This is a genomic window from Streptomyces sp. NBC_01433 (genome assembly GCF_026340105.1).
Classification (GTDB): Bacteria; Actinomycetota; Actinomycetes; order Streptomycetales; family Streptomycetaceae; genus Streptomyces.
On the sequence record NZ_JAPEPM010000006.1, the window covers coordinates 151,042 to 173,040 of the forward strand.

The 21,999-nt window shown below is 69.6% G+C and carries 19 protein-coding genes; 1 reads left to right on the forward strand and 18 read right to left on the reverse strand.

Annotation, left to right across the window (positions count from 1 at the left end):
* Nucleotides 1–14 precede the first annotated feature (14 nt).
* Both OG413_RS44215 and OG413_RS44220 read right to left on the reverse strand, forming a co-directional pair.
* Nucleotides 15–1,559, reverse strand: a complete 1,545-nt coding sequence (locus OG413_RS44215) for a condensation domain-containing protein (protein WP_266815678.1) — start codon at nucleotides 1,557–1,559, stop codon at nucleotides 15–17.
* A 203-nt stretch (nucleotides 1,560–1,762) separates the two neighbouring features.
* On the reverse strand, nucleotides 1,763–3,073 hold the full coding sequence (locus OG413_RS44220; protein WP_266815679.1) for a hypothetical protein: 1,311 nt from the start codon (nucleotides 3,071–3,073) through the stop codon (nucleotides 1,763–1,765).
* Between the two features lie 367 nt (nucleotides 3,074–3,440).
* Between OG413_RS44220 and OG413_RS44225 the strand changes: the two genes are divergently transcribed.
* A complete protein-coding gene (locus tag OG413_RS44225) occupies nucleotides 3,441–4,844 on the forward strand; it encodes a Twin-arginine translocation pathway signal (RefSeq protein WP_266815680.1) in 1,404 nt (467 codons plus the stop codon).
* A 334-nt stretch (nucleotides 4,845–5,178) separates the two neighbouring features.
* Here OG413_RS44225 and OG413_RS44230 read toward each other — a convergent pair whose 3' ends face one another.
* The 16 genes from OG413_RS44230 to OG413_RS44305 form a co-directional block, all read right to left on the reverse strand.
* Nucleotides 5,179–5,307: a hypothetical protein gene (locus OG413_RS44230; protein WP_266815681.1), complete on the reverse strand. Its 129-nt coding sequence runs from the start codon at nucleotides 5,305–5,307 to the stop codon at nucleotides 5,179–5,181.
* A 150-nt stretch (nucleotides 5,308–5,457) separates the two neighbouring features.
* Nucleotides 5,458–6,135: a type I-E CRISPR-associated protein Cas6/Cse3/CasE gene (locus OG413_RS44235; RefSeq protein WP_266815682.1), complete on the reverse strand. Its 678-nt coding sequence runs from the start codon at nucleotides 6,133–6,135 to the stop codon at nucleotides 5,458–5,460.
* Complete coding sequence (gene cas5e, locus OG413_RS44240; RefSeq protein WP_266815683.1) at nucleotides 6,132–6,869, reverse strand: type I-E CRISPR-associated protein Cas5/CasD; 738 nt, start codon at nucleotides 6,867–6,869, stop codon at nucleotides 6,132–6,134. The genes OG413_RS44235 and cas5e overlap by 4 nt, the downstream gene beginning before the upstream one ends.
* 1 nt (nucleotide 6,870) lies before the next feature.
* Nucleotides 6,871–8,109 (reverse strand): type I-E CRISPR-associated protein Cas7/Cse4/CasC, encoded by a 1,239-nt coding sequence (locus OG413_RS44245; protein ID WP_266815684.1) that lies wholly within the window; start codon nucleotides 8,107–8,109, stop codon nucleotides 6,871–6,873.
* On the reverse strand, nucleotides 8,106–9,995 hold the full coding sequence (gene casB / locus OG413_RS44250) for a type I-E CRISPR-associated protein Cse2/CasB (protein ID WP_266815685.1): 1,890 nt from the start codon (nucleotides 9,993–9,995) through the stop codon (nucleotides 8,106–8,108). Before casB ends, OG413_RS44245 begins: the two co-directional genes overlap by 4 nt.
* 44 nt (nucleotides 9,996–10,039) lie before the next feature.
* The gene (locus OG413_RS44255) at nucleotides 10,040–11,740 is read right to left on the reverse strand and encodes a DEAD/DEAH box helicase family protein (protein WP_266815844.1); all 1,701 of its coding nucleotides are present in this window, start codon (nucleotides 11,738–11,740) and stop codon (nucleotides 10,040–10,042) included.
* A 206-nt stretch (nucleotides 11,741–11,946) separates the two neighbouring features.
* Complete coding sequence (locus OG413_RS44260) at nucleotides 11,947–12,189, reverse strand: helix-turn-helix domain-containing protein (RefSeq protein WP_266815686.1); 243 nt, start codon at nucleotides 12,187–12,189, stop codon at nucleotides 11,947–11,949.
* A gap of 153 nt (nucleotides 12,190–12,342) precedes the next feature.
* Nucleotides 12,343–14,688: a DEAD/DEAH box helicase gene (locus OG413_RS44265; RefSeq protein WP_266815687.1), complete on the reverse strand. Its 2,346-nt coding sequence runs from the start codon at nucleotides 14,686–14,688 to the stop codon at nucleotides 12,343–12,345.
* Between the two features lie 128 nt (nucleotides 14,689–14,816).
* A complete protein-coding gene (locus tag OG413_RS44270) occupies nucleotides 14,817–15,416 on the reverse strand; it encodes a DUF6624 domain-containing protein (protein WP_266815688.1) in 600 nt (199 codons plus the stop codon).
* Nucleotides 15,413–15,682 carry a helix-turn-helix domain-containing protein gene (locus OG413_RS44275; protein ID WP_266815689.1) on the reverse strand — a complete coding sequence of 90 codons (270 nt, stop codon included), beginning with the start codon at nucleotides 15,680–15,682 and terminating at the stop codon, nucleotides 15,413–15,415. Before OG413_RS44275 ends, OG413_RS44270 begins: the two co-directional genes overlap by 4 nt.
* Nucleotides 15,683–15,708: 26 nt before the next feature.
* Nucleotides 15,709–16,131 (reverse strand): hypothetical protein, encoded by a 423-nt coding sequence (locus tag OG413_RS44280; RefSeq protein ID WP_266815690.1) that lies wholly within the window; start codon nucleotides 16,129–16,131, stop codon nucleotides 15,709–15,711.
* On the reverse strand, nucleotides 16,128–16,316 hold the full coding sequence (locus OG413_RS44285) for a hypothetical protein (RefSeq protein WP_266815691.1): 189 nt from the start codon (nucleotides 16,314–16,316) through the stop codon (nucleotides 16,128–16,130). The genes OG413_RS44280 and OG413_RS44285 overlap by 4 nt, the downstream gene beginning before the upstream one ends.
* Complete coding sequence (locus OG413_RS44290; RefSeq protein ID WP_266815692.1) at nucleotides 16,313–18,172, reverse strand: glycoside hydrolase family 15 protein; 1,860 nt, start codon at nucleotides 18,170–18,172, stop codon at nucleotides 16,313–16,315. Before OG413_RS44290 ends, OG413_RS44285 begins: the two co-directional genes overlap by 4 nt.
* 58 nt (nucleotides 18,173–18,230) lie before the next feature.
* A complete protein-coding gene (locus OG413_RS44295; protein ID WP_266815693.1) occupies nucleotides 18,231–21,359 on the reverse strand; it encodes a lantibiotic dehydratase in 3,129 nt (1,042 codons plus the stop codon).
* A gap of 59 nt (nucleotides 21,360–21,418) precedes the next feature.
* Nucleotides 21,419–21,583: a hypothetical protein gene (locus OG413_RS44300; protein ID WP_266815694.1), complete on the reverse strand. Its 165-nt coding sequence runs from the start codon at nucleotides 21,581–21,583 to the stop codon at nucleotides 21,419–21,421.
* Nucleotides 21,580–21,924: a hypothetical protein gene (locus tag OG413_RS44305; RefSeq protein WP_266815695.1), complete on the reverse strand. Its 345-nt coding sequence runs from the start codon at nucleotides 21,922–21,924 to the stop codon at nucleotides 21,580–21,582. The genes OG413_RS44300 and OG413_RS44305 overlap by 4 nt, the downstream gene beginning before the upstream one ends.
* Nucleotides 21,925–21,999: the final 75 nt, after the last annotated feature.

Sequence of the window (21,999 nt, forward strand, 5' to 3'; positions counted from 1 at the left end):
GCGGACCGGCGGTACTACGGGCGACGCAAGGCCACGGGCTGACCGGGATCCGCGGCGAACGCGCGCAAGGTCTGGTCGAACACGCCGATCAGAGCGGCCACCGCGGCGCGGTCGGTCACATCGGTGCGATAGGTCACCGCTCCGGCCAGCGCACCGGCGGTCCGGGTCAGTCCCACGCTCACGTGGCGGCGGGCACTGGCCGTCCCGGCCACCGGCACGGCACGCAGCCGTCTGCCGCCCAGGGCCGACAGACGCGCGAGCCCGGGAACGGTGTTCAGAGAGAACTTGATGTTCGCCATGTCCGGGCGGCCCAGGTCGAAGAGCGTCTTCTCCAGGTGGAGTTCCCGGTGATCGTCCGCCGCCCGCCAGGAGTGCCTGACCCGGCTGACCACATCCGCCACGGTCCCCGCCGCCACACAGGCCCGGGTGAACCGGCCGTTGACGAAGAAGCCCACGACGTCCTCGACGCCCGGGACGGTGCGGCTCGCCGTGGCACTGGCGACCAGAACATCGTCCGTGCCCGACCACTGGCCGACCGCAAGGTGGAACACGCCGAGCAGCACCTCAAACAGCGACGCCCCCATCGCTCTGGCCCGCTCCTCAAGCTCGCCGACCAGTCCGCCCGGAACCTGAACGGGCAGCCGCGCGGCAGGGCCAGCCGGACCGGCCGGACACGGTGCTCCCGGCAGACGCAGCCCGGCCGCAGGAAATCCCTCCGCCCGGTCCCGCCAGAAATCCAGGTGCCGGTCGAGCACCTGGCCGGTGAGGTGGGTGCGCTGCCAGCGGGCGTAGTCGCTGTACGCCAGCTCCGGCCCGCCCCCGGCGTCCGGGTTCTCGTACAGCGCGGTCAGATCGGCGAGCAGCAGCCCCCAGGACCAGGGGTCCATCACCAACTGGTGGGCCGCGAGCACGATCTGCTGCTCGCCTGCCGTCTGGACCAGCCCGACACGCACCAGGGGCCCGTCGAGCGGGATCGCGTCGGACGCCCACCGGTCCGTAGCCTCGCCGACCGGAACCTGTCCACTCGGCGCGACCAGTTCCAGGGGCAGCGGAGCCGCGCGGACATCCTGCGCCGGACCGTCGGCAGTGCGGACAAGCCGGGTGGAGAGGGCCGGATGCCTCTGCGGCATCCGGCCCCACGCGGCTTGCAGACGCCCCAGGTCCACCGACGACCCCAGCGCGGCCGCGTACGCCACCTGATACCGGTGGCTCCCGCCGATGTGCCCGATGACGGACAGCAGCCCCTCCTGCTGGGAGGAAACCGGATGCCGGCCCAGACGCTCCAGGGCCACCGGGGCATCGGTGGCGGCGAACTGGGGCCGCAGCAGAGCGCGGGCCGCGTCCGCGAGCCGCGGGTGGCGGTACAGCCACCCGTCCGGGACCATCCTGCCGGTCACTCGGGCGACGGCACTGGCGACGGCGAGCGCGGTGAGCGAATCGCCGCCGAGTTCGAAGAAGTCATCGCTCATGGAGACGGGGCGGTCAAGGGCCGATGCCCAGACGCCGCGCACTAACTCGGTGACATCGCCCTCGCCGGACAGTGGTATCGGTGGCGTCATCAGGGCTTCCTCTCTTCGTACGGCGCTTGCCCAGGGGGGCCGGCGAGGCAACGGGGCAGTGCCGGGAGTTCCTCGTCGGCCCGTCGAATCTGACGGGTCGGGCCGTTGCGCCACCAGGGGTGCGGGCGTTGCGGTTGAACCGCCACGCCCGCACCGGCCCTCGTCCTGCCTCGTTCTCGTCTTTGCAGGGATGGTCGTGCGAGCTATTGCGCCGACAGGTTGTCCAGCGCCTTCTGCAACTCGGGCAGCCCGTCAGCGGCCGGATATCTCAGCGACAGCCGGTGGTGGACGTGCCGGGCCCGGCTCCGTACTGATTGGACGATCCGGCCCTCGGCCAGTGCGGCCGTCGCCATGCTGATGGCGGCCTCGGGGTCGCCGAGCGAGGTGAAGGCCAGGGCGAGGTCGAGCCGGGCGATAGCCAGCCTCGTCGGCGCCCCCAAGCTCAGCGGCATCCCCTGGTATCGCTCGATCGCTTCGAGGGCCGAGTCCCGGGCCGCCTCGTGCCGGCCGAGCCACACCAGAGACGACGCCGCGTAGGACGTGACCACCGAGGCGTCCAGGCTGAAGAGCCCCGCATTGTGAAGCGGCAGCCTCTCGCTGTCCTGCCGCACGCGCCGCATGACCTCCTCAAACTGCCCTTCTTGTCCCATTTTGGCGTACACGCGGGCGAGTTGAGTCCTGAGCCGCAGGGCGACCCTGCTCCCCTGCGGCGCGACGGCGAGCCCGCGCGTCACTGCGGCCAGCGCGTCGAGGTCACGGCCGTCGTAGAGAGCGTCGGTGCAGCGGACGTCCTCCGCCCAGGCGCCGATCTCCAGGGCGCCGGCTTGCTGCCCCTGCTCCCACGCATCGCTGCAATACGCGTCGACGAACTCCCCCTCGCCCAGGTCGTGAGCGATCCACGCGAGGACAACCGAGAGCATCCCGGCGTGATGGGACAGATCCCGGCCTTCGCGCAGGGTGTGGCGCCTTTGGGTCAGGAGTGCCGCGGCACGGGCCCGGACCGAAGTGGCCTGCTCCCACAAGTCTCTCGGGGCGTGAGCGGAGTAGGTCCCCGACAACTGGGCCACATACAGCTCGAGATCCTCCACATCCCCCAGTTGGAGGTCGCTGGCCCGTGCGGACCGGGTGTAGGACCGCACCGCATCAGGAGTGATCCCGCTTCCGGAAGCAGAACGGGTCGAACGGAAGCCCAGTTCTTCAGGGGTCAGGGGGCGGCCGAGCCCGAAGTACCCAGTGAACAGCTCCGCGAGGAGATTGGGCACCGGAGCTTTGGGCTGCTCACCATCCAGCACCCAGTGCGCCACTCGGCTCCGGTCCGTGGCGAGGTTGTGCCCCCGCTGACTGGCCAGCTCGTTCAGGTCCCGGGCGATCTGTCCGTACGAGAGTCCGGACCGCTCGGCGGCTTGCTGCAGCTGCGGATTCGACTGCTTCGCAGGCCTCCGCCGGCCCTGGCGGGGCGCCAACGCCCCGCCGGTGGAAACCCGCGAGGGTGCGGAGGCAGTGCCATCAGCCATGATCGTCTCCGGCGAATGAAGCAGGGACTGCGGGGCAGCTCCTGCACGGCGGTCGTCGTGTCAGCCAGAGGCGGGACAGCGACAGGATGAAGCCCCAGCGAGGCGGAACCGGCTCTTGCCAGTGACAGGGCACGGGGCCCGGCAGGCCATACGTCCCCACGTCAATCCAGGGCGCTTGAAACCAACCGGGAGGCGACCCCTGAGGTGCAGGTCTCGTATCACGATGCACCCGCAACCAGTCAGACGTCATTGCCGGTCTTCTGCGAAAACATTGACTGGTCTGTGCAATGTCCGTCGTGCGTCCCCACCGACGAGGATGGGCCAAGGGCGCCAAGAACTGGGCGGAGACAGGGGAAGGCGGACAGCGGTGGGAGTCACCCGAGGCAGGCGTGCGGAGATCCAGCGGGAGGCATCCCGGATCCGTGCCCAGTGCCAGAGGAACGGGCACACCCAGGAGCGGATCGTCACCACTCTTCGGTCGGCACTGCCGGAACTCACGGCGCTGGAAGCGTGGCGCCTGGCCCTCGGCTGGTCCCGGCCCCAGGCGGTCCGCGAGGTCGCCGCCGTCTACCGGGCGGACGGCCTGCTGCCGCCGGGGCTGACGCAGGCCCTGCTGTGCCGGTACGAGCACGAGCAGGCAGAGCCCGGCACCGAGTACCGCATCATGATCTCCAGGGCCTACGGGGCCCGCCCCGAGCAGCTCGGCCTTGAGACGCGCGGCCTGTGGTGCAGTACGTGCGCGGCCCCGCTGCCGCTCCACTACGGTCAGCGGCAGCACGAGGAACCGAGCACCAGCCGAGAGGAAGCCATGACGACCGCGAGCGGGCTGCCCGCCATCCGAGAATCCGTCCAGTGGGGCGTCCTGGACGCGCCCGAGGGCTCCGCCTCCCTCGTGGCCGTGGCCGAGGCGGCCGTGGAGCACTACGCGCTCCACTACAGCAAGCACGCGCCGGCGATCCTTCACGAGGAAGTCCGCGCGACCCGCAGCCTGTTGTCGGCCGTGGTGGCCACCGCCGACCAGAAGACCGCCCGCGGCCTTCGCCGGCAGGTCGGCTGGCTCTCGGCGCTTCTCGGGAACCTGGCCTACCACCTGGACGACCGCGCCGGGGCGCGGGCCCATCTGACCCTGGCAGGGGCCTTCGGCGAATCCACTGGCGATGCCACCCTCACCGCATGGTCCAGTGGAGCTCTGTCCATGGTCGCCACGGCCCGCTGCGACTGGGACCACGCACGCGGCCACGCCGAGCACGGTCTCCAGCACGCCCCACCGGGCCTGCGCCGCGCCCAGCTCCTGGGCTGGGCCCTCTTGCCCACCCTTGCCGCACTCGGCCATGCCAGCCAGGCAGACGACGCCGTCAGTGAGAGCGACGAGATCATGCAGACCGCCGTCGAACTGCCTGGCCGCTTCGGGTACGACCGCGCCGAGCATCGCCTGCATGTCGCCGAGGCCCACCTGACCCTGGAACGCTACGACCGTGCAGCCGAGGTCGCCCGCACCTCCATCGCGGCAGCCCCCGAACACACCCCAGGATGGGTGGCAGCAACCCTTGTACTCGCCCTCGCCGAAGCCCGCGACGCACCCGAGCAGGCAGTCGGACGCGCACTGGACATCCTCAACCTCATCCCTCCCGCGCGGCTTAGGGCCACCGCCCGAAGCCGCCTCGCACGCCTCGAACGCCTGCTCATCACCTCGACCAGCCTGGCACCCGAACTCACCGAGCGTCTGCGCACCCTGCCGGCCCCCATCCGGACAGACGGAACAGCCGCATAGCGGCCTGATCCGAGCAAGGGCTTGAAGGCTTCCCAACACGGTGCACACGGGCCCCTGCTTCCCGGCAGCGTTGCCACCAGACGGACCGTGGTGAGGAGCTGCCGTGCAGACGGAGGTATGCGCGCGGCTTCCTGGCCTGGCGCGGGGCGGCTGGCGGTACGACCGGGGCATATGAGTCCTTGCCGCATCGCATACGCAACCGTCTGCGAGCGGTGTTTAGGAAGTCTTTCGTGACTGGAGGCTCGGAAGGCCGTCTGGAGGATGAGTGCTTGCCGCACGTATCGCAGTGACGTATCTGATGCGAGCAGGCGCACCTGTCACCGGAGGCGGGTAGTCACACGGTCGCGTCGAGGATTTCGCCGGCGCGATCAACGAGATTGAGGCGGCGCAGACTGGCGAGCGCGGCGCTCACGGCATCAGTACCCGTTGCGCCGGAATCCAGGTTGCGAAGGCCGCCGACCATACCCTGCTTGGCTTCTGCAGCCCCACCGATGTGGGGATATGGGTAGTAGCCGGCGAAAGTCTTCGCGGGAAATGGTTCAGCCTCACTGCCGTGAGGAGGGATAGACCAGCGCGGCTCAATGATACAGGTGCTGGAGAGGGGTGTTGTGGCTTATGGGACGTGCCTGACGCGGAGGAGGCCACATCCGTAGGCCTTTGCCGGTCCCAGGCCTTGGGCCATGGTCTGTTTGAGGGTACCTGGGGCAAGTACACGACAGCGCGCGGTCATGTTCCGGTAGACCACTGTGATCCGGTCACCTGACCGGGCGCGTGTACCGGTGACGTGGATGCCTTGACCGGGACGGATGTGATCGAGTGTCGTCTCCAGCCCGCCGTGGGCCAGTTGGCGCTGCAGCCAGCGGGATGCGTCGTCGGGGGCTGTCAGACTGACGCGCTTTCGAGTGCGAAAGCTGCGCATGACCGGGCTGGCGGTCACCTGGATATCGATGATGTCTCCAGCAGAGAAGGCGTGTTCAACCGGAAAGGTCTCGGCCTTGATGAGGCGCCCTGAAGCCAGAAGGGGCTCCCAGCGGGGCACGGTCGGTGCTTGGACAAGAATCCGCTCGGGCTGTGCGGCAAGGAGTCGTGTGCGTCGGTCCTGCTGGGGTGCCCCGCGGTGCGCGGCGAACAGAACGCCTCGGGGGCGGGGCAGGGCCTCATTCGGGGCGCTGAATCCGGCAAGGACCAGTGCGTGCAGCTGGTGTATGTCGTCGCCCGCGGCCTGCTCCGCGGGGGAGAGGGTCAGCGCGGACCGGACGGTGGTGAACCGGGTGGTTGTGAGGGGGTTCATGTCCAGGGCTCCGGAGTGGGAGGTGTGACTGTCGAGGCATGCAGGAACAGGGTGGTGTGGCTGCGTGCGGTGAAGCTGACGGGGTTCTCGGCGCTGGGCAACGCGCCGGTCATGGGAGGTACTTCGGTCCACACGGTGGGCTGGGCAGTGGTGGCTTCGGGCAGCAGTGGGATCTTGCTGGGCCAGTGCTCCGGTCCGTGTGGGGTCACGCCGTGGGCCACGGGCCGGGCGGGCGGGCAGCAGTGGCGTCCCAAGAAGAGCAGGCGGGCCGGACGGCGCAGGGCTGTGTCGATGGTGTGGGCGAGCTGGTCGTCGTGCGTGCTGAGTCCGGCGAGGAACGCGGCGTCCGCGAGGTAGTGCTTGGTGAGGAGGACAGTGTCGCGGCCGTCTTTCCACCGGTTCGCCTGGAGCGTTCCTTGGGGTGTCAGGGTGGGATTGCGTGGGGCGCCGTAGTCCGGCTCCGGGTTCGGACTGTGCGGATCGGCTGGGGGGAAGTGACCGCCGCCGGCGGTCTGCTCGTCGCGCATCTGCCGGCCGGGACGGTCGCCACGAACAGCGAAGGTCATGCCGGTGAGGGTGTCCAGTGAGGTGTCGGCGCTGAGCCCGAGCGCGTTGGCGACCAGACCGATGACCGCGCTCTTGGTAGGGCGTGAACGGGTGGCGCGTTCTTCCCAGCGGGAGGAGGTCCCGTAGGACTGCATCGGGCCGGCGAGGCGGAGCAGCACGGTGGGCATGTCAGTACTCCTTCAGGGCCAGGACGCCTGGGAGGTCGGGAGGTGCGGCGCCCGCCGGTGACTGCCACAGGGCTGTTCCACCGCGCAGGCCGAGGCTGAAGAGATGGTTGGCCAGGCGGGCCGCAGCGTGAGGGCCTGCGGGCTGCTCGTGGATGACGTCTTCGAAGGCCGGTGCGGCGGTCAGCGCTTCGTCGGTGGTGGCGATCACGGCCAGCGTGGGGCGGGGCGGGGAGCCGGTCCGGGAGCGTTTGGCCGAGGGGAGGCTGTGAACGATCGCTCGTGTCCAACGGCGTTCGGCGCTCTGGGCAAGAGCTTCCACTTCATCTTCCGGCTGCCCGGACCGCGCGAGCGTCCGACGAAGCTGGCGCCGGTCCAGCGCTGCCTGCCGGTAGAAGGTCCCCGATACCAGGTACTGGCTGCCGAGCATGCCGGTGTTGGCGAACACGCCGCCGTCCTGATAGTCGTCGCCCCCTGTGAAGTCGTCGGTGATCAGGTGGAGCGGGTCGACGCCCAGGGCGTGGGCGACGTGAGCGGCAGAGATGACCTCGCCTCGAGGGAGGCCGACGAGCATGCGGCCGAACACGGCGATTTCCTCCACGGTGCCGGGCTCCAGCGCGGCCTGGGCAGCTGTGACCATGCCGCTGGGCAGGCCGGCTGCCGAGATGGGACGCGTCGGCGTCTTTCGGGCAGCCGCGCCTTGCCCGGCCGGTTGAAGCGCCTCGGCGATCTGCTCCTCCACTAGGTCACGCGCCTCGGAGAGTTCGTCCCAGTGCGAGATCAGAATCCGGCCGAGCCGCTGCGCGCTGTCCTCGGGCACGTAGGCCGCGGCCTTGGTCCGGCCGGGAGCGGCCGGACTGACGATCAGGCCGGTTGCGGCAGCGACGAGAGCTGCGGCGGGGCCCGCGTCGGCGGGATCGACACCGTGATCCGTCTCCAGGTGCCTGGCCACCATGCTGGGAAGGGACCACGTGGACATCGCGTGGGGGGTGTGCTGGCTGCCGTCGGTCCGCATGTACTGGCGGGCGGCTCGGACCAGGGACTGGGAGGAGAGCCGTATCCGCTCGGTCCCGCCGTACCAGTGGGTCTTGGGCAGGTCGCTCATGTCCCGGTTGAGGTTCACGCCGGCCACGGTGGTCAGTGAGTGCACCACCACGAAGGGCCCGGGGCTGCTGGTGATGTCGGTGGGTGCTCCCTGGGCCGGTATGGGCAGAGGGGTGATGTCGGTGGCCCGGATCGTCACGCGGCGTCCTGCCCTTCCACGGTCGTGGTGGTCTGCCGGTCGTGGGCGGGCAGGGCAGTGCGGGTGTAGAACTGCTGCTGCCAGCGTTCTTGGGTGGCGGGGCCCCAGTGGGCGAGGTCGTGCATGAGGCTTCCCCAGTTAGGGGTCAGCCCCTGGGTGGCGGCGTAGCGGATCTGGCGCAGGAGAAGGGGCAGGAGGTCCTCTGTCCGCCGCGCGCGGAGGATCACCGTCATGGCGGCGCGGGTCGGCTGATGCAGTGGGCCGCGGTCGTAGCCGGTGCCGAAGGCGCGCATCAGCCGCGCCAGCGGGGCCTTCCCGTATGGGCTGCTGCCGGCCTGGGATGTTTTGCGGTGAACAGCGAAGAGGGCGGCGGTCATCATGCCTGGCTGGTGCAGGTCGTCGGGCAGCAGCCGAGTGACCGGTGAACAGGCCGGGTTGGTCACCGAGGGAGCGGCAGCCCAGGAGGCCAGGTTGGTCATGAGGCCACGGGTGTGCGGGCTCAGTGCCCAGCCGCCCAGCTTCCGAATCAGGATGCCGACTGGGTCGGGATCTGCTTCGTCGTGCCTGGCCTCGGGCGGTGTGTCGGCCGTGGTGAACAGAGTCTCGTCGAGGTCAGGTTCGGGATCAGGGCCGCAGACGGGTTCGTATGTGCGGTCGAGCAGGCGGGTTCGTTCCTCGTCGGTCGCGCGCATGAATTCTTCTTCCAGGAGACGGACGGAGCCGATGCCGGGCGCGGCGGTAGTGCTTCGGCTGCGGGCTTCGAGGACGCAGGCCGCCGCGTCCTTTCCTCTGGGATTGGCAAGCAGAGTGCCGGGCAGGAAGACGTGCCGTGTGCAGTCGATCTTCTTGTAATGGGAGGTCGCCCCGGTGACACGGACATCCGGGGGTGCGAATCCAGCAGTATCGGCGGTCTTGCGTGCGGTGTGGGCCCAACTGGAAGGGGGAGCGGTCCACCAGCTGTGTACGAGGGGAGCGATGTCCTCCTCGCTGGTCACCACGTCCGCCGGCAAACGGCTCCCTGAAGGCGTGGTCAGGAGGTCCCGGCAGCCTGGATTCCCGGTCACCGGGTCGACTTGCCTGCCGCCCGTCCAGCCCTGAGCGAACATCGCACGGGCCACCGTGCCGTCAGCCTGTGGCAGCAGCAGAACCCGCCGGGGCTGCCAGGTCAGCGCGTCCGTCTCCCCGTCCGGGATCTCTTCAGCCATGTCTCGTGCCGTCGAAGGCTCGGGGCGGGGACGATAGGTCCAACGGGCATTGCCCAGCGCGGCCTTGGGCAGCGGCATCAGCCGCCACGCAAGCATCTGCGCCACGGTTCCGTCCGGCTGGATGACAAGCCCACCGGACGCGAACGAACGGCGCCCGTGATTACAACCCTTTCCGTAGACAGCCTCGCGTGCGGATATTCGGCCGCCTGGGCACCACATCTGCTGGACCAGCAGCAACCCGGCGGCGTGCGCGGCAGACACGGGCACGGAGGTGTGAAGGTGCCGGTGGTCGGACAGCAACGGACGGCGGATCGCTGCAGTGAAGTCCAGATACAGCACCTCGATGCCGGCGTCGGGCAGAGTGGCGGCTGCCGCGTGCAGGGATCCGTCCTGGAACAGGGGCTTCACCGGATGAAAGATGTCCAGGTCGTCCGCGTGATCATCGACCCAGCACTTGGCTGCGGTCAGATCGATGCCGTCACGGATTCGCTGCGCGTACTCCTCCTGCCCCAAAGGTCCGCACCCTGCCGTGTACGCGACCGCAGTCAGCAGCCGGGCCGTCGCGGCCCACAGCAGCGGGTCGGTCGTGGCGAGCCGGACCCGCTCCGCCTCCTCCAGGACCCCAGCCAGCGACAGCAACGCCAGCTGCCCTGACGGGTACACCACGTCGATGAACGGCAACACGGCCAAGCTGGCCGAGGGCCGGACAGCCGTAGATACGCCCTTCACTGGCCTGGCCTCCCGTCAACGGCGCCGGTCAGCTGTGCGGCCAGATCCATCAGATCCTGGGCATCCCGAGGCGACTGGACCAGAGCCTGCGTTCCGGCTGCGGCCCGTAGCACCCGCGCCAGCCACTCCTCCTCCAGGGTGTTCTCCGCGAACACATAGACGGTCTGAGACCGCTGCCCGTCGCGGTGCGTGCGCCCCTCGGCTTGCAAGATGCGTCGGCCACCGGTCAGAACGTCGGCGATCACGCAGGCACGAGGGCTCTGCGTGGCGTCACGCCCATTGCCCGCCCCACCACGCTCGCCCGCGTGGAAGTTCACGCCTTCCAGCGAGTTGGTGACCGCGACCAGGGCATGGCCTGCCTGGAACAACTGCCGTTTACGCTCCCGCAGGTGTCGGTCGGCGCCCGTGATCTCCACCACCCGGTCCGGCAGCCCCCTCGCCTTCAAAGCCGCCGCAGTCAGGCGCGCGATCGCGGACACACTGTCGAGGTACCAGGCGGGAACCACAACCTGATAGCCCTCCTCTACGAGGCCCGCAACGATCTGTGCCACCTTCGGGGCTTTGAGCAGCGATGCCTTCTGCACGCGGCGCAGGGCCTCCGACGTGCTGTCGAGTACGTCGTCGACGGCCTCGAGGCCGTACTGGGCCCTGAACTCGCTCCACGCGGACTCGTACTGGACCTGGTCATCAGGAGAGAGTTCAACCGGGCGCAGCTCACGTGTCATGGACGGCAGACCCAGTTCCTCGGCAGTCGCCGTTGTTCCGACCCCTCTGGAGAACAACAGATGGTTGAGCTTGTTCACGTCGTCGCCGTTCAGGTCGTGGAACCACCGGCGGGTGTGGTCGGTGTTCAGGGTGAAGCCGAGGCTGCTCAGCCACTCCTGGTAGCCGGCCCGGCTCAGCGCGCCCGGCGCATCCACGCCGGCAGCGTGGGCCAGCAAATCGTCCAGATAGGCGGTTTCTCCTGGGTTGGAGAAGGGGGACGCCGAGGCACGTAGAAACCATGGCCGGCGGTTGGTGCCGTGCTCAGGCAGGAGCAGCCGCTGAACGGTCCTGGACCGCAACGAGGCGGGAGAGGCAAGCATGTGCGACTCATCGACGATCACCACATCGAACGGGAAATGGAGGATCCCGCCCTGGGCCGCGAACTCAGCGGCCTTGTCCACCGGCAACGAATTGAGGGGCCGCAGCGGGTGGAAGAACAGCCTCCACAGCTGCTCCGGGTTGATCACCACCCAGCGTTTCCCGCCACTGCCGAAATAACTGATCGCTCTCCGCCAAGCCGGGACGACATCCAGTTTGGTGACCACCAGCACCCTACGTACGTCGGGCAGGTCATGCGTGGCGCATATACACATTGCGGTTTTGCCCGAACCCGTCGGATACGCAAGAAGGAAACCCGGCGCCTGGGACGCGTGGGCATTCTGGATCAGCTTCACCGGTTCGTGCTGGTACTCCCGAAGGGGCGGACGCTCCCGCGCAACCACAGGAGGTGGCATCCGCCCGTTCAAGACGTCCTGGATCATCCACTCCCACGAGAATACGGATGCCGCGTAGGGAGCCAGGGCCTTGGGGAGGCGCCGACCCATGTAGACGGGAACCCGCCAGCGGGCATCCAGCCGCACGCCGGGAAGGCTGGGTGCACCCGGGCGTAAAACGAACTTATGTGCGGCTGGTCTGTCGGGTGAATCAGTCATCACGTTCACGTTCTGCTATTCCTGAAGATATGGGCAACTAGGGTTTATCTATGCGAGGGAGAATTTGTCGGCCAAGCAAAGAAGGCGGTATGGGAGACGGTGTAAGAATCACCAACTCTGCCTGGCGCCCCGCGAAGGTCAGGGGATTCCAGCCGACGTGCAACATCCGCGAGGAGATGACGCCAGTGCCGCCTGGCCGGGGTGTGCTAGGGCGTTCCCGGGTCGGTCTGGCGAAGAGGGGAACGGTGGTTGCCGCCCTGAGGGCTGAGCTTCACGCCGCCCTCGACCAGGCACGCGTGCACGTAGCCGTACGAGCGTCCGGACATCTTTGCGAGGGTCCGGATCGAGACGTGGCCGCTGTACAGCGTCCGGTACTCGTTGATGCCCCTGGCCCGGGCCTCTCCGCTCGTTCGCGTGCCGGGCTTCGGCCAGTTGAAGGTGCTGCTCAAGGGGTTCCCTTTCGGTGCGGTGGGATCGGTCGGAGGAGCCGGCGGGGCTCTGCTTGTCGCCTCGGGCTGCGACGCGTTCGGCTCGGCTACTGGGCTTCGGTTGCGGCTCTGCGTCGTGCGGCTCGATCGGGGCCGGGGGTGTCGTTTTCGGTATCAGCCGCGTCGTGGCAGTTTGCGGACTACGGCTCGTACGCCAAGCTGGGAGAATTCCCGGGCCAGGTCTGCGCTGATGGTGTTGTTGCGCAGGTTTCTTCTCTGGTTGCCCAGCCAGCTCCCGAGCGTCAGCCCGTCGGTTGTGACGTGGTCGTAGGGAACCTCTGTGTGTCCGTGTGCTTGGCGATAGTCCCTAAGTGCCTGTATATGCCGCAGTTCGTGCAACTCGCGGCCGTTGAGGTGGAGTTGGTTTGCCGTGATGCGGTTGGCGCGTTCTGGCGGCAGGTCGCCGGCCCTGAGTTTCTGGAGCTGCGTGATGCGCCATTGGCCGAGATTCACTCCGCTGGCGGTGGTGTGGGCGCGCGGGACGACAGGGTGACCGTGTTCCTTCTTGAACTCGAGCCAGGCCGTGAAGCCTTGGGCCCAGTAGTGTTCGATCCGGTCGCGGATGAAGCCGAGTTCGAGGAGCTCGGCTTGACGCTCGGCGCCCAGTTCCTCCCAGTTCGTTCGCCGGGTGGTCACCTGGACTCCGAGGGGCCGGCCGTCCGGTGTCTCGTGTTTCTGGGGAACGTCGAGGTGTCCGTGCTCTTCGCGGAACGTGATGAGGTCAGCGAGGAATTGTCCCCAGACGCGGTCGTTCTTGTTCCAGACGATGCCGAGCCGTTCGAGTTCAGCGGTCTCCTGCGGCGTCATCCGGCCGTCGCGATGGCGGGCCTTCTGGTGTTCGAGCCAGCTGTAGAGAGGAAGTCCCTCCGCAGTTGTCCAGCCGCGGGGAGGCTCCAGGTCGCCGTGCGCATTGAGGTAGGCGGCGCAGGCAGCGGTTCCCTCCGCCCAGCCGCTGCTGGCGGACCGGACGATCCGTACGGAGATGGCCCGGGCGAAGTCCGGTGGCACGGGAATCCCGCTGATACTCAGCCAGTCGGGGAGGACTCCGTGCGGATCGGAGTCGTCCCGCCTGTCGAGGTCCAAACTGCTGTTGTCACGGGCGCCCAGGGCCCAGCGCGCGCTGTCGAGCCGTCTGCCGAGGGTGTCATCGGTGGCCCGGAGAGCCTGCGAGACCCGCAGGACCGGCCCGAATTTCGTTCCCAGCAGGGCCTCCTCGGGGTCGTCGCCGTCATCGAGGAGAAGCGGGACGATCACGGACGCGACCTTGTCGGTGCGGCCTCCGGTGCGCATCGCGCGTCCGAGACCCTGGATGATGTCGATGACCGACTCGCGGGGATCGAGGAAGGCGACCCCATCGACGTCCGGCGCGTCGACCCCCTCGGTAAGGACCCGCGCGTTGGAGACCACCGTGAGACCGCTATCGCGGGTACGGAGCCGTTCCAGGACCTCGCGCCGTTCACGGCCCGACTGGCCGCCGTGGACGTGGCCGGCCCAGAGAGGTCCGGCAGGGCGTTCGTCCGGGTCGAGGAGGCCTGCGACGGCCGGGAGCGTCGAGGCGAACCACCGGGCGTCGGTGACACGGTGGTGGAAAGTGATCAGGTTCCTGATGTCGTGTTCACGCGCCGCGCGCAGGACCGCGATCTGCCGGGCCAGCATGGCGGCGGACACCGCGGACCGCCCGACGCGAAAGTGGGTCTCTTCCTCAGCGAGCGCCCGTACCTCGCGGCTGGTGGCCACGGCGACGATGAGGCGGTAGTCGGCGAGCATGCCCAGCTCGATGCCGCGGGAAAACGGGATGCTCTTGCAGATGGGCCCGTAGATCTTCCGGTCGTCCATACTGATGGCGGTTTCGCCGGTGATCAGCGGGGTCGCGGTCAGATACAGGCGGCGTTCGGCCGGCAGGGCGACGTCGTTGTGGACGATGCCCCAGGTCTTTCCGACGGCTCCAGCACTGCGGTGTGCTTCGTCGATGATCATCATGCGCCAGGGCGGGAGCCCGTGGTCAGCATGGGCTGCGGCCAGTGTAGGCAAGCTCTGATAGGTGCAGGCCACGGTCACCCGGCCGGGGCCCTTGGTGAAGTCTGTGAGCTGCTGTGGATCGGTGGTCACCATCGTCGGCTGAGACACCAACGGTTGGCCGTCGCGGTCCAGGAGGACACTGTCGTCGGAGCACACGGCGACGACGCGGCCAAGATGGGCAGCACCTCGGTAGTCCCTCCAGTCGCGAAGGATCTGACCGACCAGGTCGATGGTGGGCGCGACGATCAACACTCGGTCGTCGGCAGCGACGAGGTACGCGACTTCGCAGGCGGCTCGCGTCTTGCCGAGACCGCACGCCATCACGCCTGTGGTCCGGGGCTCGGTGGCGAGTGTGCGGGCAGCTGCGGAGACCAGCTCCTGCTGGTGCGGCCACAGCTGTGGCCCGCTGCTGACGGTGTGATCGATGACTGGGCTGGGCACGGATTCCTCTTCGTACGATCTTCGAGGTGCGGTATGTGGCGGCAGCCTGCGTGGTCGCACCGTGGGAGTTGGGCGCGGTGCGTCGCAGGACTGGTAGGAGTGGACGAGGGTGGCGGTCATGCCGCGTGTCATTCGGCCACGGGGGCGGATTCGTCCTCGGCGGCAGCGGATATGGAGGCGCCCGGCCCGTGCCGCTCGCGCAGACGGCGGGCCTGCTCGGCGAACGGCGGCAGGCCCACGCCGGCCCGGCGGGTGTCGAGCTGCGCGGGGTCGGCGATCGGGTGCGGTTCCAGGAGACCGTCAGGGTGGTACGAGTGCTGGGTGCCGTACAACTGGACCTGCCCGGCGTTGACGAGACAGCGATCGTGCAGGTGGGCGTGCTGGGCGCTGGTGGCGTCGCCGATGTCCACGGCCTTCTGGAGCAGGCTCAGCAGCGTCCACTGGAACGCCGAGTCATGGTCGCTGTGCACCGCGATGTCCACGGCGGCCTGGCAAGCGTCCGCGCCCACGGCGCTACGGCCCGGCCACCGTCCTAGCCGTTCGACGATCCGCTTCAGCCCGGCGGTGTTGTCGTGCTGGGTCCGGTCGAGGGCCGCGAGCGCGTCCGGCGTCATGGCGAGACGTTCGGCGCCCGGCGTGCGCCAGTAGTCCCTGCCGCGTAGCTGGCGGCCCAGCAGATCCTCGGCGAGAGTGGGATAGCCCGGTGCAGGCGGGCGGGGGTCGTTCACGATTGCACCTGTCCTGCGGCGCCGGTGCGGCGCCCGCGCCTGGTGGCCCCGGCCTCGCTCAGGAGGGAGTGGATAGCGCCGTAGGAGCGGTTCGTGGCCTCGCAGATCTCGCGGATCGTGACCCTGCGCTCTGCGGTGCGGTAGGCGGCCACGACCTTCGTCGCGAAGTCGGCTCGCGCGGTGCCGGTGAGCTTCTTCCCCGTCTCGACGAAGGGGAGGTCGAGGCGGCTAGAGGGCGGGTTCGGCTTCAGGGCCTGCGTCGGCATCGGCGCTCCGTGCGTTCTCGGTGGCGTCACAGGACGGTCTCCTCGCGGGCGAGGGCGAGCCCGCCGCCCAGAGCCCGGATCTGGTCGAGCATCGCCGCGTACTCCCGGTTGTCGTCGCTGATGTCGACTCGGGAGGCGGTGAGGATGCCGTGGATCTCCTGGCGCCGGGCTGCGGCGAGCAGTCGGGCGAGCTGCGGCCGCGTAGCCGGGTCGGACGGCCCCGTGACGTCGAAGGTGCGGAGCGCGACGGTCCACCCCTGCCGCGCCGCGAGGGCCTGCGCGGCAGCGAGGCGAGGAGCGGGATCCTGCCGGGGGGTGACGAGGACGTAGAGACCGAACCGCTTCTCCCCCTGGATTCCGCGAAGAGCCGTCTCCAACTGTGCGCGTCGCAGCACAGCCAGCCGCTGATCGGCGCTGTCAGGGCGTGAAGGTTCCAGCGCGGCCTTCATACCGCGCCCCCGGCAGCCGTCAGGGTGCCCCGCCCAGGTACCTGGCGGACCCGTTCCGAGGAGGTGTCGTGGAATGCGGCGAACGGCCCGGTGGCGCCGAACCCCGGAAGATGAACACGCAAAACGAGGAGGAGGTCTGCCACCGCCACCGAGATGCGCAGGGTGAGATCGCTCGAAGTTGTCACAGGTCCCTCCCCGCGGGATTCAGGGTGCAGGCGCGGCCGTGACGGGGCGAGGGCCCGGTGGCCGAGGCACCCTCCAGTCCGATGGCCGTGTCGACCAGGGGGACATGGCTGAAGGCCTGCGGAAAGTTGCCGACCTGCTGCTGGAGGTGTGAGTTCCACTCCTCGGCGAGGAGCCCGACGTCGTTGCGGAGGTCGAGCAGCTTCTCGAAGAGCTGGCGGGCCTCGTCGACCTTGCCGATCATGGCCAGGTCGTCGGCGAGCCAGAACGAGCACGCGAGGAAGGCCCCTTCGTCGCCCTTCAGGCCGTCCACGCCCGCCTTGTCGCCCTCGGTGGGGTAACGGAGGATGAAGCCGTCCTCCGTTGACAGCTCGCGCTGGATCGCCTCGATCGTGCCGACCACGCGCTCGTCCTTGGGCGAAAGGAAGCCCATCTGCGGGATCAGCAGCAGCGAGGCGTCGAGCTCCTTCGAGCCGTACGACTGTGTGAAGGTGTTCCGCTCGGGGTCGTAGCCCTTCTCGCAGACGTCCTGGTGGATGGTGTCGCGCAGTACGCGCCACCGCTCCAGCGGGCCGTCCGCCGCTCCGGACTCGATCAGCTTGACGGTGCGGTCGACGGCGACCCACGCCATCACCTTGGAGTGCACGAAATGCCGGCGCGGTCCGCGGACCTCCCAGATCCCCTCGTCCGGCTCGTGCCAGTGCGCCTCCAGCCATCCGACCAGGGCGATCTGGAGATCGGCGGCCGTCTCGTCCACCCCGAGGCCTGCCTGACGGGCCCGGTCGAGCGTCTCGGTGACCTCGCCGTACACGTCCAGCTGGAGCTGGTGTGCGGCCTCGTTCCCGATGCGCACGGGCCGAGAATCCAAGTGGCCCGGCAGGTGGGCCAGTTCGGATTCCGGCAGGCGCCGCTTGCCGGTGATCCCATACATGATCTGCAGCGTGGAGGGGTCTCCCGCAACGGCGCGCAGCAGCCACGCGGCCCAGTCGCGGGCCTCCTCCCGGTAGCCGGTGCGCAGCAGCGAGGAGAGGGTGATGGCTGCGTCCCTCAGCCAGCAGTAGCGGTAGTCCCAGTTCCGGGATCCGCCGATGTCCTCGGGCAGGGACGTCGTCGGGGCCGCGACGATCCCCCCGGTGGGGGCGTACGTCAGGGCCTTGAGGGTGATGAGGGAGCGGATCACCGCCTCGCGGTACGTGCCGCGGTAGGTGCACTGGGCCGCCCACTGCTCCCAGTAGGCGAGCGTCCTGGCCAGTGCTGTCTCGGGGGAGATGACGGCGGGGGGCGCCTGGTGGGAGTCGCGGTAGGTGAGGGTGAAGGTGATCCGGTCGCCCTCGGACACGGTGAAGTCTGAGCAAAGGACGCCGTCGACCACGGCGGTGGGCGCCGTCGTGTCGAGCCACAGGGCGTCCGGGCCGGCGACCAGCACGTGGCGCTTGCCGACAGGCACGATCCGGGGGCGAACGAGGCCGTAGTCGAACCGCGGGTGCAGGCGGGAGCGGACGGCCACCCTTCCGCTGACGGCATCGACAACACGTACGACGTGTGGGGTATGGGCCTGGTGCTCGGAGGGCGGCATGAAGTCCGTGATGCGCAGCGTGCCGTTCGTCGTGACCCAGGTCGACTCCAGGACCAGCGTGTCGCCGACGTAACGGCGGTGGGTCGCCGGAGCGGGCATTCCCCCGTCGCCGAGCGGGCCGAGCTGCCACGAGCCGTGCGTCTCGTTCCCCAGGATCGCGGCGAACGCGGCGGAGGAGTCGAAGCGCGGGAAGCAGCCCCAGTCCAGGGAGCCGGTCTTACTGATCAGGACGGCGGTGTGGAGGTCGCCGATGAGGGCGTAGTCCTCGATACGCTGAGACATAAGTGGTATATCCATCCGATTTAGGCGTGGTGCGGCTCGTGTACGGGGGTGCGGTCGGTCAGGTCGTCTGGCGGCGTGGCCGTGTGCGGGCCAGGGCGACGGATCGGGCCAGGCGCCAGGCGGTGCCGTCGGGGGTTTCGCCGGCGAGGCGGAGGTGCGTGGCCAACAGCGCGTGCAGGACGGCGTCCATGTCGACGTGCGGCGCCCCCTTGAGTGCGGTGCGCAGCGCGTCTAGGGCCGCGTGCCGTGGTGCCCAGGGCTGTTGGAGGAGGACACGGCCCGCGGGGGCATGGCGCAGTCCGGCCCAGTCGCCCGGGAAGATGAGTTCGCGCGCCTGCTGCGACAGCGCCCTGGGGAGGCCGTCGGCGGAGCGCGGCTTGGGCTGAGCGGCCAGCCAGCGCATGCCGTCCGTGACGTCCTGGTGGAGTCCGGCCACGATGGCCACGAGGTTTGCAGCCGCGAGTACCGGCTGAGGGGCCAAGGTGCTCGGGTGGGCGTGCTGGTGGGCGAGGACGGCGGAGTCGGCCGCCCAGACCACTTCCGCCGCCCTCCGCGTCTGCCGATTGCCCCACAGGCCGACGTGCGGCCGGTACGGGACCAGGGCGATGTCGCTGATGACTCCGGTGTCGACCAGGTGGCTGGCCCATACCCCGAGCGTGCGCATGGCGTCGGCCGCCTTCGAGGGGTCACCGAGGCGGATGGTCAGTTCGGTGTGGGGGTGCTCGTCCTCGTCGCGGGGGGTGATCCACCAGATCGAGCCGGGGAGTTCGGCGACGAGTTGGGGCAGGTGGTCGACGAGCAGGGCGTGGCGGACCTGCGGCTGGCAGGACAGCCGGGCGGAGAGGTACGCCGAGGCGCCGGGTAGGTGGGCCTGGGCGCGTCCGGTCAGCGGGGCTTCCCGTACGGCCGGTGCGGGACGGCGCGGTGCGGTGGAGGAGAGGTAGGTGACGATCTCGTGGGGCCGGCCGCCGCACCAGTCGTAGGCGTCCTGCGGCTCGGCCTCGATGAGCGTGAGCTGTCCCACGGAACGGGGCCGCTCCAGGTGCGAGCGCAGCAGCATGCGGTGGGCGGGGTGTCCCAGGTCCAGGCGCAGCGGTGTGTCGAAGTGCTCCAGGTAGACGTGGCGGGGGAGTCGCCACTGCGCGCGTAGCGCGGCGAAGGACTTCTCCCACTCCTCGACGGGCGCGCCCGGTCCGGGCAGGCTGGTGTGGGCGAGGCGCCAGGTGGCCGGGCTGAGGATGGTGCGTCCGGTGCGGACCCGGGGGCGGACCGCCAGGTGCCGGGCGGCACCCCAGTCCCAGGCGGACAGGTCGCCGATGCTGCCGATGAGCCGACGGCTCTGGCCGCGCTGCATCTCGTCGAGGAAGCGGGCGACGGCCGGGGTCTGGCATTCGAGCTGGAGCGGGTGCGGGATCGCGGCTTCGAGGACTTTGCCGCGCGACAGGGAGACCAGGTGCAGTCGCTCCTGGTCGCAGATCACCGCGAGGTCGTCGGGCGCGATGACATCGGGGTCCCCCTCGCGGAACTCCGACAGGGAGATGAGCGGCGCGACCAGGCGCGGCGCGTGCGTGATGTGGATCGCCTGCGGCAGCAGCGCGGGGAACGACAGCTGCACGGGCAGTGCCCCGTGCACGGTGGTCGGCCGGCGGGCCAGCATTCCCAGCAGTTCGCTGGGCGCGTCCTGTCCGGCGAGCGCAGCGGCGAGACGGCCGCCGCTGAAGTGCCCCCAGCCGCGGCCGACCCGGCGCACCTGGAAGCAGAACTCGCCGGCGTTTAGCGCCCGTACGCTCGGGGCGTGGATGGAGCCGGCCAGCTCCACATGGGCGGGTGCATTCTCGGCCGCGGCCTCCCGGTCACCGGCGAGCTGCTTGATGAGGGCCTCGTCGAGGACGAGGTCCTCATCCTGGGCGACGGCGCGCTGGGCGAGGGCCACCAGCAGTTGATCGCGGCGCACGGTATGGGGCTGCGGGGCCCGCACGGTGCCGTGGTAGTCCTCGGGCAGACCGAGGCCGGTGTGCGGATCCAGCAGGTCCAGCAGCGGTACCAGGGTGCCGTCGCCGTACCGTGTGCGGAAGCGGTCGCGGTAGCGGATCCACGCCTGGGTGCCGTGCGGTTCCGGCGTGACGCGGGCCAGCACGCTGGCCGCCGCCTCGGCCTCCCACGACACCGTCCGGGGGAGCGTCATGTCCGCGTCCATCCGGACGTCCACGGCCAGGGGGGAAGGCTGATCGACCACCTGGCGCATCCACCCCGTCACGGTGCCCCGGCTGCGGTCCGCCTCCTGCGAAGCCGAAGCCGACGAAGGCCGCTGGTTGAGAGCACGGATCTGCGCGTGGATCTGCGGGAGCACCGAGACCAGCTCCGCGGCGGGGCCGGACGGGGCGACGACGGCGCGCGCTAGCTCCCGCACCACGTGGCCGAGCCCGTCGATGTCGGTGCCCGAGGGCTGGAGGCTGGTCAGCAGCATTCGCCGGGCAATCAGCAGGTCCAGCAGCTCCTCGGCTCCGCGCACGCCGAGTTCGGGGTGCGCGGCGGCGAGCTTGCCGGCCACGTCGCGGTACGGAAGGGGAGTGGCCGTCATCCGTACGGCGGCCTCGACCGCCGCGGTGCGGATGACGGCCACTTCGTGCAAGGCCGTGCCCTTCGCGTCGAGCGCGCGCTGCTGCCAGGGCAGGACCAGCCGCTCCCCGCGGGACCGAAGAGCGTTGTTGGCCGCGATCCGAAGCTGCCGCCGAACCTGCGGGTGCGATTCGAGCTGTTGCACCACCGCGGCAAGCCATTCCCCGTTCGCGCGGGTGAGGCTCTGATGGTCCTCACCCCACCGCACGTCGGCCCCGGCGCCGAACCGGCCCTCGGCGACTCCGGCGAACAACCCGAACGGCGTGACCCGGTAGGACAGGCGCAGGACGTAGCTGAGCAGGGTCAGCACGAGCGGCCCCAGCCCTTCCGTGTCGTCCGGCCGCGTCGCGAGGTCGTCGAGGTCGCGGGCGAGGTCGGGGCTCGCATACCGGACGGCGACCGCGATCTGCGGGATCCTCCAGGTTTCGAGCAGCCAGCGCCGCCAGGAATCCGCTTCGGCAGGGGTACGCCGGGTCAGGTCCGGCGCTGGCGGGATCGGAAGGGCGGGGAGGAGTACGGAGCGCACCATGATGCCGCGCTGGGCGCGGAAAGCGGATCGGGAGCTCATGTCGCCTCAGTCTTCTTGCTGGTCGGTCGGCGGTAGGGGGATGGTTCGGGGGCGTGCGGTCACAGATCGCCGAAGAAGTGCTCGAACGCGTCTGCGGTGCCGGGGACTTCGGCCACCTGAACGTCGAGTGCTTCCGCGAGCGGAACGAGTTCGTCGCGATCGGGGTGGTCGGCGTCGGGCGCGGCGGTGTCGGCCGGTGAGGCGGTCAGGCAGGCGGCGGTCATGGGCGGGGCTCCAGAACGGGAGAGGCGTGGCAGGGGAAGTCGGTGGCGAGAGCGGTGACGACGGGGTGGAGCAGCAGGGTTCGGCTGAGCGGGGAGCCGTCCAGACTCACCCACCCGAAGGCACCGTCGTGCTCGGGCGATCGCCGGTTGAACGGCGGGAGCGTGACGCTCCCGCCTGCCGCGAGGTAGGTCGTGTCCGGCGGCCAGGCGGGATCGTCGGACTTCTCGGGCAGGAAAATCCCCCACTGGCCGGCGTGCGCGAAGACCCAGCCCAGAGCAGCGACCTTCGCCGGTCTCCCCGCGAGGGCGCGGGTCACGAGCCGGCCGAGTGGTTCGGACATGAGCAGGACCTCCCACCCTGGCCCGACCTGCCGGACCCCGGGAGCCACCACGGGACTCGGCGGCAGGGCTGGAGT

Bases quoted from the DNA above. Each gene is read 5' to 3' on its own strand.
- OG413_RS44280 (WP_266815690.1), bottom strand. From the start codon at position 16,131: ATGAAGGCCGCGCTGGAACCTTCACGCCCTGACAGCGCCGATCAGCGG.
- OG413_RS44300 (WP_266815694.1), bottom strand. From the start codon at position 21,583: ATGACCGCCGCCTGCCTGACCGCCTCACCGGCCGACACCGCCGCGCCC.
- OG413_RS44295 (WP_266815693.1), bottom strand. From the start codon at position 21,359: ATGAGCTCCCGATCCGCTTTCCGCGCCCAGCGCGGCATCATGGTGCGC.
- OG413_RS44220 (WP_266815679.1), bottom strand. From the start codon at position 3,073: ATGGCTGATGGCACTGCCTCCGCACCCTCGCGGGTTTCCACCGGCGGG.
- OG413_RS44235 (WP_266815682.1), bottom strand. From the start codon at position 6,135: ATGAACCCCCTCACAACCACCCGGTTCACCACCGTCCGGTCCGCGCTG.
- OG413_RS44290 (WP_266815692.1), bottom strand. From the start codon at position 18,172: ATGTCTCAGCGTATCGAGGACTACGCCCTCATCGGCGACCTCCACACC.
- cas5e (WP_266815683.1), bottom strand. From the start codon at position 6,869: ATGCCCACCGTGCTGCTCCGCCTCGCCGGCCCGATGCAGTCCTACGGG.
- OG413_RS44305 (WP_266815695.1), bottom strand. From the start codon at position 21,924: ATGTCCGAACCACTCGGCCGGCTCGTGACCCGCGCCCTCGCGGGGAGA.
- OG413_RS44215 (WP_266815678.1), bottom strand. From the start codon at position 1,559: ATGACGCCACCGATACCACTGTCCGGCGAGGGCGATGTCACCGAGTTA.
- OG413_RS44230 (WP_266815681.1), bottom strand. From the start codon at position 5,307: ATGGTCGGCGGCCTTCGCAACCTGGATTCCGGCGCAACGGGTACTGAT.
- OG413_RS44255 (WP_266815844.1), bottom strand. From the start codon at position 11,740: ATGACTGATTCACCCGACAGACCAGCCGCACATAAGTTCGTTTTACGC.
- OG413_RS44275 (WP_266815689.1), bottom strand. From the start codon at position 15,682: ATGCCGACGCAGGCCCTGAAGCCGAACCCGCCCTCTAGCCGCCTCGAC.